This window comes from Natrarchaeobaculum sulfurireducens, assembly GCF_003430825.1.
GTDB lineage: Archaea > Halobacteriota > Halobacteria > Halobacteriales > Natrialbaceae > Natrarchaeobaculum > Natrarchaeobaculum sulfurireducens.
Genome location: NZ_CP024047.1, coordinates 1,649,070 through 1,663,660, shown reverse-complemented (window position 1 = coordinate 1,663,660; position 14,591 = coordinate 1,649,070). Strand labels below are relative to the sequence as shown.

Here is a 14,591-nt window from a genome sequence, read left to right as displayed (position 1 = left end):
ATTCACCAGTGCCCCACGAACAGATTCTTCTCTTCGGCACCGCCCAGTGACACCTCCTCCGTCTCCGGAGCAGTCCGAACCTGAACCCCGGCCCCTTTGACGGCAACGTCATCCTCTTCAACAACCAGTTCGTCGGTGCCAAAAACGACGTTGTTCGACAGGCTGGTCGTATCGCCGTATCCCTGCCAAATATCGATTCCAACCGCGTCGGTGTCGATGTCCAACCCGTCGACTGCGACCCCGGAAGCACGAATTTCGACGCTGCCATCGAGTACTGGTTGTGAATTGAATTCGGAGACTTCCGTATACTCGCTGGCGCTGCTCACGCCGCCTACGTGTGCGTTCCCTTTCGTCACTACGGTTAGCTTATCGACGTCTCCCCTGATATTCGGGGCTGCGTTCCCGCGTGCATCAACGTACAATTGCTCGATTTCTCCCTCGATTTCGGGTTGGGAATTACCCTTCGATTCGACAAACACGGTCTCGAAGGTCCCTGTTACGGTGGGTTGGGCGTTGCCAGTCGTTGTGAGAACGAGGTTATCACCGTCGCCGTCGATCTCCCTCGAGGAGTTTCCGCTCTCTTTGACCGCGACGGTATCCACTCCCGAAAACATCCGCGCGCGCGCGAGTCGGCTTCCGCCCGCAACGTGAGTGAATCCGTCTCGATCGTTACAGTCTCCTGGAAGAGGGTTGCCAATGTCACTTCGATAGTGTGACCCTCTTCGGCCTCGTCAACAGCTGGCTGTATCGCATCGTAGGTGTCACCAGTATCGACGTTCTCGACTGGGTCTCCCCTATTGTTCCGGTTTGGAGGCTGGCCGAGAGCCGGGCCGGTAAGCGCCGTGGCGGTTCCGAGACCGACGATGAAGTGACGCCGCCTCATGTATCTGTTATCGGTGAATCGTTGTCGCCTTGACTGATTGACTGTCCTGCCCGTGTTATTTTCCTCATGGATTTGGTCCAACTATACAATTCAAATTAGAAGTTATAATTTTGACGGTTAGGGTATAAAAGAATGTGTCGTAGAATGATGACCCAAAGGCACAGCGCAATGAACACTTCCCTTCGTCGAATCATGGTCAATTATGCACCGCGGTGTCTGCGTTCGTCTCAGGAAACCGATCACGATCAGGTTGAAACTGCGACGAGCAAAGCCTGACCCGACGCTGCTGTTGGTGACCGACCGAACCGCACTCGACGACCAGATACGCGCCACCTTCGAGCGCTGTGGCTTTCCGAACCCGAAGAAGGCCGAGGACATGGACGACCTCCGCGAGAAGCTGAGCACCAACGCGGGCGAAACGATCACCACCCTCATTCAGAAGTTCCAGCTCCACGACGACGAGAAGGGTGACTTTCCGGTCCTCTCTCGCGAGAGCGACATTTACATGATGGTCGACGAGGCCCCCCGGACGCAGTACAAGAAGCTAGCGAACCACATGCGGACGGCGCTGCCGAACGCCTTCTACATCGGTTTCACCGGGACGTTGATCGAAAAGAAAGAGAAGGACACCCGCCGGACGTTCGGCAACTACATCGACACCTACACCATCGACCAGTCGCTCGAGGACGACACCACTGTCGAGATCCTTTACCAGGGCCGACTCGCCGACATCCATCTCGAGGGGGCAAACCTCGATCGGCTCTTCGACCGCGTCTTTCAAGATCGAACCGAGGAAGAGAAGGCCGAGATACAGAAGCGCTATGCTCGTGAGCGCGATCTTGCCGAAGCCGAGTCGAGGATCGAAGAAGTTGCCCTCGACATCGTCGAGCATTCCGAGAACGAAATCGCTCGCCCGTTCAAGAGGATGGTCGTCACGACAAGCAAACGAGCAGCGATCGAGTACAAGAAGAAGCTCGACGACCTGAACGGCCCAGAGTCTCGAGTCGTCATCTCCCACGGCCACAACGACCCCGAGGAGGTCAAGCAGTGGGCACCGAGCGACACCGACCTCTCGAAGTACAAAGAGGAGTTCGTCGATCCCTACGGCGAGGTCGAGCTCCTGGTCGTCTGTGATATGCTGCTCACCGGCTTCGACGCACCGGTTGCCCAGGTGATGTATCTCGACAAGCCGCTGAAAGAGCACAACCTGCTCCAGGTAATCACCCGCGTCAATCGGCCCTTCCCCGAGAAGAATCACGGGCTCATCGTCGATTACTTCCGTCTCGATCTCGCCGGAGAAGCCGCCGTAACCGGACGTGAGGAGCTTGCCGACGATCCAGTACGGGCTCAGGCCGTTCTCAGTGAAGATGAGGTTGCCCTCGCACTCGTGCGGGGTCGTCGCCACGTGGCTCACGGCGCACCTCCGTCAACGAGATCACTGCGAAGACGGGTGTCGCAGTACGGACAGAAGTATCGTCGAGCACCGGGAACGAAGACGATCCGGATCAAGCGCCTACAGGACCGGTTCGGGCACTCGGCTTTCGTCTCCACGGGATCGACCAGTCGACGAGCAGGCGGGTCGTGACGCGCTCGAGCGGTCACCGTTCCCACCTCCGCCAGGTGACCACCGCTATCGGAGGAGACGAAACGATCGCGAGGTGACTAACGACCGAAGAGCGACAGTATCCAGTGTGAACGCTATACTGGGTAGTCGTTAGGGAATGATAAAATTTGATAAGTGCCCGGGGAGGGCTCCGAACCCTCGATCTCCGCATGTCCCAGGTTCGAGGCTCGGCGGTCCTCGATGGGGGACACGGAGGCTTCCAAGGCGAAACCGCACCGAATCTCTGAACCCTATGAGTGCGGCGCTATGTCCAGCTAAGCCACCCGGGCTCACTTTCTCGTAGTAGCGTCCGTTTCTTTAAGCTTCCCATTCGGCGTCGCTGTGCAACGGGGACCCACGGATTTATCACAGGCTCGTGCGAAATACCGCGACATATGAGCGTTCCCGGAATCGTCCAGTCTACTCTCGACAACGAGGAGATCGCAGCCCGAGTCTCTCTCGGTGGCGAGGACGAACTTTTCGTTACCCCTACGCGTACACTCGTCTATCGAGCGGACGGTCTCTTGAGTGACGAATCAGTCGACGAATATCCCCACGACGCCGACCGCCTCACCCTTTCGGAAGGCCGTCGAAAGACCAAGTTCACCCTCGAGTACCCACTCGAAGGAACCGAGCAGTTCACCATTCCCGCCAAGAAGACCGAGCGTGCTCTCCACCCGGTGCTGGCGGGCGTGTTGAACGGCAACGAGATTACCGATCCGGGTGAGACCGTCGTCCAGACATACCGCTTCAGCGAGTTGACGCTGATACTCACCAGTGAACGCCTCGTCAAGCATATCGGCGGGGCCGTCTGGGACGGCGACTACGAGGAGTTTCACTTCGGCGACGTCACGAACCTCTCGTTCGAAGACGGCAGCGTCGCAACCCAGATCGTCCTCGAGGTCGACGGTCGCCCACAGCGGATCAAGGCACCGAACGAGGAGGCAGCCGACCTCCGCGAGCGACTCCAGCGTGCCCTCTTCGAGTATCACGACGTCGACTCGCTCGAGGAGTTCAACGCACTGGTCGACGACGAGGACGACACCGACGATGGGGGTGCGTCGATGGACTTCGGCGACGGCGTCGAGCCACTGTCTGCCGACCCGCCCGAACTCGAGGTCGACGGCGAACGCACGTCCTCGAACGCGTCGGTCGCCGGTGAATCGGCCGTCACGAACCCGGCCGATGCTGAAACGAATCGACCAGGCAGCCACAGCGGTGGGCCACAGACGTGGGCCGAAACCGAACCTACCGTACGCGAAGACGAGCCGGAATACGAACCGGATTCGGCCGAACCGGTCGAGCCCGGTGACGTCTTCGAGACGGCCGACGTCACGACCGAGACCGACGTGACCGACGCGGCCGACGCTATCTCGTCGGGTGCCGATCCGGCGCTCTTAGAGCGGATCGAGCGACTCGAAGACGCTGTCGACCGTCAAACCGACCTCATCGAAGCCCAACAGGAGACGATCGAACAGCTGATCGACGAACTCAGACAGGGCCGCTAGGAGATCCAATTCTCACGTCCGGACGATTTCGTCGCCCGATCACTCCCGGCCGGTTACCTTTCGAATACACGACGAGCCGAACGGCCCCAGTTCGCCCGCGTCGAGCCTGATGAAGTAGCCTGTAGAGAGACTCGAACCACAGCGCCGACAGGAGAACTCGCCTTCTTTGGTGATCACGTCGCGATCGAAGCTGACGTACTGGCGGCTTTTCGGGCGGATAATACCGTCTTCGCGTTCGATGATCCCTCGGAGTTCTGCCTCGTCGAGAATCGTCCGCGTCGCCGTCGGATCGCTCGTGACAGTCTCGATCCGGTCGACGACCTCGGCGAGTGACAGCGTTTCGTGCTCGAGACGCTCGAGCAACGCGAGGCCGAGGGCGACGCGGTCGTCGACCGGCTCGTCCTGGTCGGCTTCGGGCTCGTCACGATCCATCGGTCTGTGGTGTCGTCGCGGGGCGAATAAACGTTGTGTCCGGATCTCTCCGACGCTCGAGGCACAAAGGCTTCAACCGTCGAGTGGAAACTCCGATCGATGTCGACGGTACCGACGCGAGCGATCGTCGGAGCGATCCTCGTCACCGTGATCGTTGGGGCGGGAGTGGTCGTGTCGCCGGCGGCGGCCATCAGCGCCGTGGAGTCGCTCGCTGCCGATCCGGTCCTGTTCGGTGCCGTCGTGGCCGGACTCTATCTGGTTCGGCCGCTGTTCGCCTGGCCAACGACGCCGCTCGCAATCGTCGTCGGCTACGGATACGGCGTTAGTCTCGGCGTGCCGATCGCACTCGTCGGCGTCGTCGTGACCGTTACCCCGGTCTTTTTCGCCGCACGCTGGCTCGTCGACCCAGCCGACTGCTCGACGAGTGCAACGGCCCGAAACTCCGATCTCCTCGCTCGAGCCGGCGATGCGATCAGGCGATACTACCGAACCGCGGGGCCGATCCGCGGCGTTACCGCCTCACGGCTGGCACCCATCCCATCGGACGTCTCGACGTGTGCTGCGGCTGCCTCCGGAGTGAGACTTCGCCATCTCGTCATCGGAACGGCGATCGGCGAACTACCATGGACGGTCGCAGCAGTTATCGTCGGCGCCTCTGCGGCGACGATCACGACGGGCGGCCTTGGCGAGCTCGGCCTGGCGCTTACGGCCGCGTGCCTCCTCGCGGCGGGAGTACTGCTCGCGGGGCCGCTCTACCGTGTTCTCCAGGCCCGAACGGAAGCCCGAACTGCGGGGCAGCCGGTCGATAGCTGAGTCGTCTCGAACCCGAGACGCCGTCACCGGAAAGGATCGCTACAGTCGATAATGGGGCCGTGCTGGGGACAGACGTACTTGCAGTGTCGCTTGTACAGCGGTGTCTCACAGTGTGGACAGGTCGGTGCACCGGATGCCGGTTCTCGAGAGGCGTCCGCCGGTCTTTTCGGTTCGTCCGATCGGTCACTGTCTGCAGCCATACTGTGTCTTCAGGCTGACCGATACTAACCCTTGTCCGCGCAATTAAACTCGAGAGAAGAGAACGTGGGAAATCGAGTGGTCAGTGATTCAGCCGGTCAGCACTCGCTCCAGCCACAGGACTCGCAGGTTTTGCACCCCTCCGAGTAGTACAGCGAGAGTGCACCACAGTCGGGACACTCGGGTGACTCGCCGGCGTCGATGAGGTCCTGTGTGGCGTCGTCCGAGCTGTCAATGGTGGCCGCCCCGCCGTCAGTCTCGTGTTCGTCGTGCTCAGTGATTCGAGCGTCGGCGGATTCCTCGAGCGTTTGCTGGGTCGGATAGGGCTTGTCGATCTCGCCGTCGAGATAGCGACGCATCGCGGTGCCGATGGCGTCCGGGATCGACTGGATCTGTTCGCCCTTGTCCCAGGCGACCTTCGGGCTGCGAGTGCCACAGAGTTCGTCGACGATCTCATCGGGGTCGACGCCCGAGCGCAGCGAGGTCGAGATGACCTTCGCGAGCGCCTCGGTAAAGGAGTTAGTGAAGCCGCCAGAGTGGCCGATGTTCGCGAACAGTTCGAACGGCTGGCCGGTTTCGGGATCTTCGTTGATCGTCACGTAGATCTTCCCGTAGCCGGTGTCGATGCGCTGGCTGACGCCCTGGAGGGCATCCGGTCGGTCGCGCTTTTCCGTGTAGTGAACCTCGATGGCGTCACCACCGACCAGGGAGTCGACGTCGGCCTCGAGGGCCTCGCGGACGTCCTCGCTCTCTAAGAACTGCTCGAGTCCGCCGAAGATCTCGTCGATCTGTTCGACGAGTGCCGCCGCGGCTTCGGTCTCGTCTGCGAAGTCGGCGTTGTCGGCACGCGTGGTCAGCACCTGTTTGCTCCGGGTGCCGTCGCGATAGTAGGTGACACCTTTGCCGCCGTTCTCGTAGACCCACTCGAAGACGTCTTTGGCGTCCTCGAGACTCGAGTCGTTGGGCGCGTTGACGGTCTTCGAGATGGCCGAATCGACGCCCTCCTGGCAGGCACACTGGACGGCGGCGTGGTCTTTCGCCGAGAGGTCGCTCGTGATGACGAACAGTTCGCCGATCGAGTTTGGCACCGTCGAGAGGCCCTCGACGCCCTCGAACTGGTTGGTGGCCATCTGCTCTTGGGCTTCTGCTTTGACCGTCTCGACGTCGATGTCGTTGGCCTCGAGCACCCGGAGGAAGTAGTCGTCGAACTCGACGAGCATCTCGTCGCCCTGGACGTCGTCGGTGACGTTCTTGTAGTACGCGACGTTGTAGATGGGCTCACAGCCACCCGTGGTGTTGCCGACCATCGACGTCGTCCCGGTGGGGGCGATGGTCGTTACGTTGTGGTTGCGAATGGGGAAGCCGCCTTCCCAGTCGTCGGCGTCCTCGCCGGTCTGGTGTTCGAACCACTCGCGGTACTCGGTCGGCGTCGCGTACTTCGAGTCGTCCCACTCGGCGAACGAGCCACGCTCGAGTGCGAGTTCGTGGCTGGTCGCTTTGGCCTCGTGGTTGATGTGGGTCATCAGCTGACGGGCGACCTCGTTGCCTGCGTCGGAGCCGTAGCGGATGCCAAGCTGGATGTACAGCTGGGCCAGTCCCATGATGCCCAGCCCGATCTTGCGCATGTTGCGGACTTTCTCCTCGATCTCTTCGACCGGGAAGTCACTCATCGTGACGACGTTCTCGAGGAATCGGGTGCCGTACTCGATGCGCTCGTCGAACTCCTCGAAGTCGATGGCCTCCTCGAGGAAGGCGGCGACGGCTGCTTCCTGGCTGTCGTACTCGTCGCCGTGCTCGTCGAACCAGACGCGCCAGTCGGGCGCCTCGAAGTCCGCGAGCGTCGAGAGGTTGATGTGACCCAGGTTACAGGCCTCGAACTCCTCGAGTGGCTGTTCGCCACACGGGTTCGTCGCGAGGATGCGGTGGTCCGGATGCTCCTCGACGTCGAATGAGTGTTCTTTGTTGACACGCTCGAGATAGATGACGCCAGGTTCGCCGTTTTCGTGGGCGCCCTCGACGATTCGCCCCCAGATGAGTTCGGCAGGGATCGACAGCGGCTCGCCGACCTCGACGTGCTCGCCGAGGTCGTACCGGCTGTACATCTCCTTGGTTTCCTCGGTAGCGATGTGGGGTTCTTCAGTCCGTGGGTTGGTGAAAACGTACTCCTCGCCGTTCTGGAGGGCGTCCATGAAGGCGTCGGTGACGCCGACGGAGATATTGAAGTTCGAGAGGTGGCCCTCGACGGCGTTTCGCAGGTGTTTCGGGACGCGACCGTCGTCGTCGATGAGTTCGCGAGCTTCCTCGAGTGCCTCGGCGAACGTCGTGTAGGTGTAGTCGTCGGGGTCGTTGAGTCGGAGCGTGTGGGCAAGCGAGACGTCCTTGTTCTTCGCGTGGATGAACTCGATGACGTCGGGGTGAGAGACTCGCATGATGCCCATCTGGGCGCCACGTCGGGTGCCGCCCTGAGCGATCGTCTCACAGAGCTGGTCGTAGGTCCGCATAAAGGTGATCGGGCCGGAGGCGATGCCACCGGTCGAACCGACCGAGTCGCCGAACGGACGGAGCTGCCAGAACCCGTAGCCGACACCGCCACCGCTCTGGAACACTTCGGCGGCCTTCTTTGCCGTCTCGTGGATGTTCGAGAGGTCGTCGTCGGGGCTCATAACGAAACAGGCAGAGAGCTGCTGGAGCTCGTCGCCGGCGTTCATCAGGGTCGGCGAGTTCGGCATAAACGAAAGCGTCTCCATCCCCTCGATGAACGTCTCGGCGACGTCCTCGACGTGCGCTCGGATTTCGTCGGGCAGTTCCGGTACGACGGTGTCGTAGGCGAACTTGTTGACGTTCTCCTCGCTGAGGGTGATCTCGACGTCGTCGACGGCTTCGCCGTCTTCTCGAGGGATCTCCGATCCCTCGCTGTCGTCCGTCGTGACGCCGTCGCCGAAGACCTCTTCGGCGAGTTCGTCCCGGCGCGGATGGCCGGGCTTGAGCTGCTCTGGCGTGACGGTGATCTCGAGGTCCTGATTGTCGGCTTCGTAGACGGCTTCCGCAAGAGCGATGTTCTGGCCGATGCGCTCGAAGAGCTCCTCTTGTGTTTCGACGAGTTCGCCGGTTGCATCCTTACGCAGGTAGCGTGCGGGGAGGATGTTATGGTAGGCGTTGGCAGTCATGCGCTCCTCGAGGGTCTCTCCCTCGGTGCGCTTGATCGGGAGGGTTAACTCCTCCGCAGAGAGGTCCTGCTGGCTCATGCGCGGGACACCTCGTAGCTATCCCGCCGTCGGGTGGCGATTCTGTTACAAATCCGGGTCCTGGCTCTCATCATTCGTGACGAAGGTTCGGTATTCATGCATCCCTCATAAAACGTGGTGTTGTCGTCCTACTTTTCTTGTAGTAGAACAAACTCACTTTCATAGATAGCTCTCTCTTGTTTCGGTCCGGTTCGGCGGCGACCGCTGAAACGGTCCCGTCCGGGTTCGTACGGACCTACGTGACCGACCGTCTTAACGATTTTCAGACCGGAGTGAAAGTAGAGGAGCACGACTGATCTACTGCCGTATCCGTCAATATTCCCGTCTCGCCGATTGGTAGGCGTCTCATCCCTACGCACGACCGGTTGTCACGATCTCATTTTAGTCACGGCATCCAGAAAGATTACGTCGATTCGCTACGGGGACTGGAGTATGCTCGAACCACTGTCGTCGGGGACGATTCTGCTTGCCCTGGCCGTACTCGCCGCCTTCGCGGTCGCCGTCATCGCGATCAAAATCGCGATCAAAATCGCTATTCGGGTCGGAATCGTCGCTGCCGTGATACTCGCAGCGCTCTATGCTACCGGGTTCGTCGGGTTGCCGTTCTGACCGGCCAACGACTTCACATTCCACCCCGACCGCTCAGACAGTACGCAAGAAGTTCTCGATCACGTCGTGACCGACGGCCGTGAGCACGCTTTCGGGATGGAACTGCACCGCCTCGAGTGGGTACTCGCGGTGGCGAATCCCCATCACGAGCGTCTCGTCTCCGTGTTCTGCGGTCGCCGACACCTCGAAGCACTCCGGCACCTCGAGCGCGACCAGCGAGTGATACCGACCCGCCCGAAAGCCCTGCTCGAGGCCGTCGAAGACGCCCTCGCCGTCGTGGTCGACCGCCGACGCCTTGCCGTGGATCGGATCGGGCGCGCGACCGACCGTCCCGCCGTACTCGTAGACTGCCGCCTCGAGCCCGAGACAGACGCCGAGGGTCGGGATTTCGGGACTTAGCTCGCGGAGGACGGCTGCCGAGACACCGACGTCGCGGTCGTTTTCGGGGTGGCCCGGCCCGGGGCTGATGACGATGGCGTCGGGACCGACGGCTCGAATTTCCTCGAGCGAGGCCGTGTTCTTGACGACCTCGGTTTCGGTCCCCGCCTGTTGGCTGACGTACTCGACTAGGTTGTACGTAAACGAGTCGTAGTTGTCGACGAATAACACGGTGAGCGGTTTGGCTGCGTCTTCGCTCGCGTCGTCCTCGCCGATCGCGGGTGCGCTCATCGGCTCACCTCCGGTGACTCGAGCGTGTCGGCTGACTCTTCGACGGTGGAATCCGCTGACGTCTCGATCGCCTCGAGGGCGGAGAGCACGCCACCCATCTTCTTCTCAGTCTCTTCGTATTCGGCCGTGGGGTCGCTGTCGGCGACCAGTCCCGCACCGGCCTGAACCGTAATCCGCTGGTTGTCGCCGTCATCTGCGATCGTTGCCGTGCGAATCACGATGGCGAAGTCGGCGTCGCCGGTCCAGGAGTAGTAGCCGACGCCGCCGCCGTAGAGGCCACGGGGCGTGGTCTCGAGGTCGTCGATGATCTCCATCGCGCGAATTTTCGGCGCGCCGGAGAGCGTTCCGGCCGGGAACGAGGCTCTGGTTGCGTCGAACGCGTCGGGAGACGAGGTCTCCCGAGCAGCCGAGCGCGGCTCGGCGGCGTCGGTGTCCGCCGCCAGCGTCCCCGTGACGGTCGACTCGATGTGCTGGACGTGACTGTACTTGAGGACGTTCATGAACTCCTCGACGCGGACCGAACCCGGTTCTGAGACCCGTCGGACGTCGTTTCGCGCGAGGTCGACCAGCATCGTGTGCTCGGCACGCTCCTTTTCGTCGGCGAGCATCTCGCCCGCCAGTCGTCGGTCCTCGACCGGACTCGTCCCCCGGTTGCAGGTGCCTGCGATCGGGTTGGACATCACTTCGCGACCGCGAACGGAGATCAGCGTCTCCGGGCTCGCGCCGACGACGGTCAGGTCGTCGTGTTCGAGCAGATACATGTACGGCGAGGGGTTCACCTCGCGCATCGACTCGTAGAAGCCGAGCGGGTCGACGTCGCCGTACAGTTCGCGGGTACGCGAGATCACGCCCTGGTAGATATCGCCGTCCAGAACGTGTTCTTTCGCTCGTCGCACGTGTGCTTCGTACTCGTCTTTCGGGCCGGCGACCTCGTCTTCACGGACGAAGCCGCCGGTCTCGGGCGGCTCGGCACCGTACAGCGTTCCCGCGACCGCGGCCGCCTCCGCCTCGAGTTCATCGTACACCGCGTTGGGGTCGTCTCCGTCCTCGAGGATCGGCGTACAGACCAGCGAGACCGTCCCGTCGTGTTCGTCGAACGCGAGCGTCTTGGTCGTCAGGACGAACTGTGCGTCCGGGAACCGCGACTCGGGCCGCTCGAGGCCGACCTCCTCGAGCCAGAGGTCGTAAACGGCGTCGTAGGCGAGAAAGCCGACGAGTCCGCCCTCTAAGTGCTGGCGGTCGTGGTCGGGGAAGTTGGCGAGTCGAACGTCGGGCATCGCCGCCCGGAGCGCGTCGACCGTATCGCCGTCGGTGTCCACCTCGAGTAGATCCTGCGGCGTGTCCGCAGAGAGTGCTTCGACGTCGGTCCCGTCGGGTCCGACTGTCACGACGGCGTCGGGATCGTAGCCGACGTAGGAGAATCGGGCGTGTCGCTCGGCGGTCGCCGAACTCGGCCGGAACGCGCCATCGGGATCGCTCGAGGCCGTCTTCTCGGCACTCTCGAGCAAGAACGCGTACGGCGAGCGCTCGCGGTCGCTCGAAGGTGAGCGGCCGGTCAGTGCCGCGTACGCCGATAGTGGCGTCGTTTCTACGTCGAGCGTCGCAACGGTTCGAACGACGACCGGTCTGTCGGATGGACTGGAGGCGTGCTCGCGAAAGGCCGCTCGGTCGAGGTCGAGTGATACCAGTTCCGATGACTCACTCGAGGGGGGCTCGGTGCCGGTCATGGTGACGGACTCACCTCGGGCTCGACGGTCGTTGCCCGACCCGCACGGGCGACGAACGAGTGTACCGCGTCTGGGTCTTTGCGTCCCTCCTCGGCTTCGACGCCGCTCGAGACGTCGACGGCGAACGGCTCGGCCGCCCGGATGGCGTCGGCGACGTTATCAGGCTCGAGCCCACCGGCGAGGATCACCGGCGACTCGAGGTGTGTCGCCGCCGTCCGCGTTCGTTCCCAGTCGTGGGTCTCGCCCGTGCCGCCGGCACCGTCCTCGTCGGTGCTGTCGACGACCAGCCCGTCGACGAGGTCGTCGTACCGGTCGGCGTCGGCGAGGTCCTCGGCGTCGGCTGCAAGCAGGATCGTCACGCCAGTCGCGGCCCGGAGCGAGTCGATGGCGTCTCGGTCAACCTCGCCGTGGAGCTGAATCGCGTCCGGTGTGGCCGTTTCGACCAGCTCGATCGTCCGTTCGGGATCCGTCGCCATCGTCACAAGCACGGTCGTCACGAACGGCGGGGCAGCTTCGATCAGGTCACGGGCACGCTCGAGTGAGACCTCCCGCGGCGTGTCGACGGTGACGTCACAGATGATGCCGACGGCGTCTGCACCGGCGTCGGCGACGGTCTCGAGGTCGGCCCTGGTGGTTACGCCACAGATTTTGACCCGCGTCATCGTCCCTCCGCCGTCGGCTCTACCGTCGCCTCGCGGAGCCGCTCGAGTTTCGCCGCAGCGGTGCCGGTTTCGATCGCCTCGCGTGCGATTTCGGCGCCCTCCTCGAGCGAGTCGGCCTCGCCCGAGACGTAGATCGCCGCGCCGGCGTTCACCAGGATCACGTCCCGTTTCGCGCCGGTAACGTCGCCGTCGACGATGCCGCGCATGTCGGCGGCGTTCTCCGTTGGCGACCCACCCGCGATGTCCGTGATTGAGTGGACCTCGAGTCCGAAATCGGCTGGCTCGAGGGTGTACTGCTCGACCGACTCGCCGTCGACTTCTGCAGCGATGGTTTCCCCGTGGATGGCGATCTCGTCGGTCCCGGAGCCGTGGACCACGAGTGCGCGTTCGACGTCCATGCGAGCGAGCGCGTCGGCGAGAACGGGGACCAGTTCGGGGTCATAGACGCCGATGACCTGTGCGTCTGCACCCGCAGGGTTCGTCAGCGGTCCGAGGACGTTGAATACCGTCCGCATGCCGAGTTCCTTTCGCGGGCCGATGACCGCTTTCATCGCCGGGTGGAACACCGGCGCGAGCATGAAGCCGATCCCGTCGGCTTCGATCGCCGCCTCGACGGCCGCTGGTTCGGCCTCGACGTTGACGCCGACCTCCTCGAGGACGTCGGCGCTACCGGATGACGAGGAGACGGAGTAGTTGCCGTGTTTCGCGATCGGGACTCCTGCTCCGGCGGCGACGATCGCACTCGTCGTCGAGACGTTGATCGTGTCGTAGTCGTCCCCACCCGTCCCGCAGGTGTCGACCAGGGGTTCGCGGTCCGGCTCGATCGTCCGTGCGGCCTCGCGCATCCCCTCGGCGAAGCCAGCGATCTCGGCTTCCGTCTCTCCTTTCGCGCGCAACGCGGCGAGTAACGCGCCGATCTGTGCCTCTGTCGCCTCCTCGAAGACGGCCGCCGAGGCCGCTCGAGCGTCGGCCTGTGAGAGGTCCGCTCCGTCGGTCACCCGTTCGACGTATTCCTGCATAGTGAACACCAATGTACGTAGTTGTCTTGTAATGCTCAAATCAGTACATAGTATTAAGCGTATCGCCGGCCCGTGTGGCTGAATCGCGTACAGCGGTTGATTCGAAACCTTCAATTACGGTGCCCGGCAACGGATGAGTGTAGACGACGTGGCGACGAACGCCGCGATGACAGTACCAGTCGGGTTGGTGGTCTAGTCTGGTTATGACACCTCCTTGACATGGAGGAGGCCGGCAGTTCAAATCTGCCCCAACCCATTTCTGACGGAACAACAACCGACGAGCGAAGCGAGTCATCCGTTCCGTTAGAACTTGTTCGGCAGATTTGAACCAGAGAGTGAAGTGAAGTGAAGCGAAGCGAAGCGGCCGTAGTTCAAATCTGCCCCCGGTCCATAGCAATACACGACGAGCGGAGCGTTCGTCCACATACTCACCGGGCATACTCTCAAACCCCTCAAGTCGATTTCACCGGGCATATCCACTCTCGAGTGCGAATCGACAGGCCATCGCAGTCACGAAGGTTATGCCTGACCGAGCCGAATACTAACGCATGGCATACCAGCTCCGGTGTGACAGCTGTGACCTCGAGTGGGAGTGTACCGACTGGGCTGACGCCAACCGACGTGCGAGCGACCATGAAGCCGAGTACCTCGATCACTGGGTGAGCATCTACGAGATGCAAGAGGCTTAACGACCGGCGACTTTTTATTCGCCTAGCGGCGCGGAGTCGTCTGCAGTCCGTTCACGAGGCCCTTATTGGCTCAGTCGACCGTCGGTTCGGCTGCCAGTGCCGCGGCGAGAATCGCCGTCTGGACGGTCCTGAGGTCGACGTCGCGAACCGTCGCAGCCGCCTGAAAGCGATCACGGAGCTCCGAGGCGCGCGTCGGTTTTGCAGCCAGTCGGACGAGGTCGAATCCGTCGTGTTCGACGCTTTCGGCCGCCGCGAAGTCGGCCTCGTCGTACAGCGTCGGGAACGCCTCGAGCGTGTCGGCGACGAGTGCGTCGGTCACTTCGGCACCCGGATCGCCGGCCGGGATCGAATCCGGCGTCTCGGCGAAGTATCCCTCGAGATCGAGTACCCCTGCTTCTTCATAGAGGTGATCCTCGAGCGCGTCGGCGACGGCGTCCGTAACGTACACTCCGAACACAGTGAACCGGTCCGCTCCTGTCATACCTGTCCCTTTGGTGGCCGGCGGGTAATAGGTGGCCGGAACGACGATGCGAC

At 62.4% G+C, this 14,591-nt stretch carries 14 protein-coding genes and 2 tRNA genes; 6 read left to right on the top strand and 10 right to left on the bottom strand.

What is annotated here, in order from left to right; translation table 11 throughout:
- Positions 1-2: 2 nt before the first annotated feature.
- Positions 3-602: a hypothetical protein gene (locus tag AArc1_RS09445; protein ID WP_133412342.1), complete on the bottom strand. Its 600-nt coding sequence runs from the start codon at positions 600-602 to the stop codon at positions 3-5.
- A 483-nt stretch (positions 603-1,085) separates the two neighbouring features.
- Here AArc1_RS09445 and AArc1_RS09440 point away from each other — a divergent pair, with 483 nt between their 5' ends.
- The gene (locus tag AArc1_RS09440; protein WP_228442420.1) at positions 1,086-2,468 is read left to right on the top strand and encodes an HsdR family type I site-specific deoxyribonuclease; all 1,383 of its coding nucleotides are present in this window, start codon (positions 1,086-1,088) and stop codon (positions 2,466-2,468) included.
- A gap of 154 nt (positions 2,469-2,622) precedes the next feature.
- Here AArc1_RS09440 and AArc1_RS18705 read toward each other — a convergent pair.
- A tRNA-Met gene (locus AArc1_RS18705) sits at positions 2,623-2,776 on the bottom strand.
- A gap of 105 nt (positions 2,777-2,881) precedes the next feature.
- Here AArc1_RS18705 and AArc1_RS09435 point away from each other — a divergent pair.
- Entirely contained in the window at positions 2,882-3,994 is a 1,113-nt protein-coding gene (locus AArc1_RS09435; protein WP_117364136.1) for a DUF7115 domain-containing protein, read from the top strand.
- A 39-nt stretch (positions 3,995-4,033) separates the two neighbouring features.
- Here AArc1_RS09435 and AArc1_RS09430 read toward each other — a convergent pair whose 3' ends face one another.
- Positions 4,034-4,426 (bottom strand): DUF5830 family protein, encoded by a 393-nt coding sequence (locus AArc1_RS09430; RefSeq protein WP_117364135.1) that lies wholly within the window; start codon positions 4,424-4,426, stop codon positions 4,034-4,036.
- A gap of 99 nt (positions 4,427-4,525) precedes the next feature.
- Between AArc1_RS09430 and AArc1_RS09425 the strand changes: the two genes are divergently transcribed.
- Positions 4,526-5,239 carry a TVP38/TMEM64 family protein gene (locus tag AArc1_RS09425; protein WP_117364134.1) on the top strand — a complete coding sequence of 238 codons (714 nt, stop codon included), beginning with the start codon at positions 4,526-4,528 and terminating at the stop codon, positions 5,237-5,239.
- A gap of 23 nt (positions 5,240-5,262) precedes the next feature.
- Here the strand turns inward: AArc1_RS09425 and AArc1_RS19035 are convergent, their stop codons facing one another.
- Together AArc1_RS19035 and AArc1_RS09420 are read right to left on the bottom strand one after the other, a co-directional pair.
- Positions 5,263-5,439 (bottom strand): HVO_2523 family zinc finger protein, encoded by a 177-nt coding sequence (locus tag AArc1_RS19035; RefSeq protein ID WP_186336680.1) that lies wholly within the window; start codon positions 5,437-5,439, stop codon positions 5,263-5,265.
- A gap of 96 nt (positions 5,440-5,535) precedes the next feature.
- Entirely contained in the window at positions 5,536-8,682 is a 3,147-nt protein-coding gene (locus tag AArc1_RS09420) for an adenosylcobalamin-dependent ribonucleoside-diphosphate reductase (RefSeq protein WP_117364133.1), read from the bottom strand.
- A 432-nt stretch (positions 8,683-9,114) separates the two neighbouring features.
- Here AArc1_RS09420 and AArc1_RS19030 point away from each other — a divergent pair, with 432 nt between their 5' ends.
- Positions 9,115-9,291, top strand: coding sequence for a hypothetical protein (locus AArc1_RS19030; RefSeq protein ID WP_186336679.1), 177 nt, complete (start codon positions 9,115-9,117; stop codon positions 9,289-9,291).
- A 33-nt stretch (positions 9,292-9,324) separates the two neighbouring features.
- On the opposite strand, the gene trpG is transcribed toward AArc1_RS19030, so the two are convergent.
- The 4 genes from trpG to trpD are packed head-to-tail and all read right to left on the bottom strand — an operon-like array spanning position 9,325 to position 13,368.
- Positions 9,325-9,960, bottom strand: coding sequence for an anthranilate synthase component II (trpG, locus tag AArc1_RS09415; RefSeq protein ID WP_117364132.1), 636 nt, complete (start codon positions 9,958-9,960; stop codon positions 9,325-9,327).
- Positions 9,957-11,687 carry an anthranilate synthase component I gene (gene trpE, locus AArc1_RS09410; RefSeq protein ID WP_117364131.1) on the bottom strand — a complete coding sequence of 577 codons (1,731 nt, stop codon included), beginning with the start codon at positions 11,685-11,687 and terminating at the stop codon, positions 9,957-9,959. Before trpE ends, trpG begins: the two co-directional genes overlap by 4 nt.
- A complete protein-coding gene (locus tag AArc1_RS09405) occupies positions 11,684-12,349 on the bottom strand; it encodes a phosphoribosylanthranilate isomerase (RefSeq protein ID WP_117364130.1) in 666 nt (221 codons plus the stop codon). Before AArc1_RS09405 ends, trpE begins: the two co-directional genes overlap by 4 nt.
- Positions 12,346-13,368 carry an anthranilate phosphoribosyltransferase gene (trpD, locus tag AArc1_RS09400; RefSeq protein WP_117364129.1) on the bottom strand — a complete coding sequence of 341 codons (1,023 nt, stop codon included), beginning with the start codon at positions 13,366-13,368 and terminating at the stop codon, positions 12,346-12,348. The genes AArc1_RS09405 and trpD overlap by 4 nt, the downstream gene beginning before the upstream one ends.
- 181 nt (positions 13,369-13,549) lie before the next feature.
- Between trpD and AArc1_RS09395 the strand changes: the two genes are divergently transcribed.
- Together AArc1_RS09395 and AArc1_RS19025 are read left to right on the top strand one after the other, a co-directional pair.
- Positions 13,550-13,624: transfer RNA gene (locus AArc1_RS09395), tRNA-Val, on the top strand.
- Positions 13,625-13,916: 292 nt separating this feature from the next.
- Positions 13,917-14,057, top strand: coding sequence for a hypothetical protein (locus AArc1_RS19025; protein WP_186336678.1), 141 nt, complete (start codon positions 13,917-13,919; stop codon positions 14,055-14,057).
- Positions 14,058-14,127: 70 nt separating this feature from the next.
- Here the strand turns inward: AArc1_RS19025 and AArc1_RS09390 are convergent, their stop codons facing one another.
- Complete coding sequence (locus AArc1_RS09390) at positions 14,128-14,538, bottom strand: hypothetical protein (protein WP_117365848.1); 411 nt, start codon at positions 14,536-14,538, stop codon at positions 14,128-14,130.
- Positions 14,539-14,591 lie beyond the last annotated feature (53 nt).

Bases quoted from the DNA above. Each gene is read 5' to 3' on its own strand.
- AArc1_RS09440 (WP_228442420.1), top strand. From the start codon at position 1,086: ATGCACCGCGGTGTCTGCGTTCGTCTCAGGAAACCGATCACGATCAGG.
- AArc1_RS09435 (WP_117364136.1), top strand. From the start codon at position 2,882: ATGAGCGTTCCCGGAATCGTCCAGTCTACTCTCGACAACGAGGAGATC.
- AArc1_RS09430 (WP_117364135.1), bottom strand. From the start codon at position 4,426: ATGGATCGTGACGAGCCCGAAGCCGACCAGGACGAGCCGGTCGACGAC.
- AArc1_RS09425 (WP_117364134.1), top strand. From the start codon at position 4,526: ATGTCGACGGTACCGACGCGAGCGATCGTCGGAGCGATCCTCGTCACC.
- AArc1_RS19035 (WP_186336680.1), bottom strand. From the start codon at position 5,439: ATGGCTGCAGACAGTGACCGATCGGACGAACCGAAAAGACCGGCGGAC.
- AArc1_RS09420 (WP_117364133.1), bottom strand. From the start codon at position 8,682: ATGAGCCAGCAGGACCTCTCTGCGGAGGAGTTAACCCTCCCGATCAAG.
- AArc1_RS19030 (WP_186336679.1), top strand. From the start codon at position 9,115: ATGCTCGAACCACTGTCGTCGGGGACGATTCTGCTTGCCCTGGCCGTA.
- trpG (WP_117364132.1), bottom strand. From the start codon at position 9,960: ATGAGCGCACCCGCGATCGGCGAGGACGACGCGAGCGAAGACGCAGCC.
- trpE (WP_117364131.1), bottom strand. From the start codon at position 11,687: ATGACCGGCACCGAGCCCCCCTCGAGTGAGTCATCGGAACTGGTATCA.
- AArc1_RS09405 (WP_117364130.1), bottom strand. From the start codon at position 12,349: ATGACGCGGGTCAAAATCTGTGGCGTAACCACCAGGGCCGACCTCGAG.
- trpD (WP_117364129.1), bottom strand. From the start codon at position 13,368: ATGCAGGAATACGTCGAACGGGTGACCGACGGAGCGGACCTCTCACAG.
- AArc1_RS19025 (WP_186336678.1), top strand. From the start codon at position 13,917: ATGGCATACCAGCTCCGGTGTGACAGCTGTGACCTCGAGTGGGAGTGT.
- AArc1_RS09390 (WP_117365848.1), bottom strand. From the start codon at position 14,538: ATGACAGGAGCGGACCGGTTCACTGTGTTCGGAGTGTACGTTACGGAC.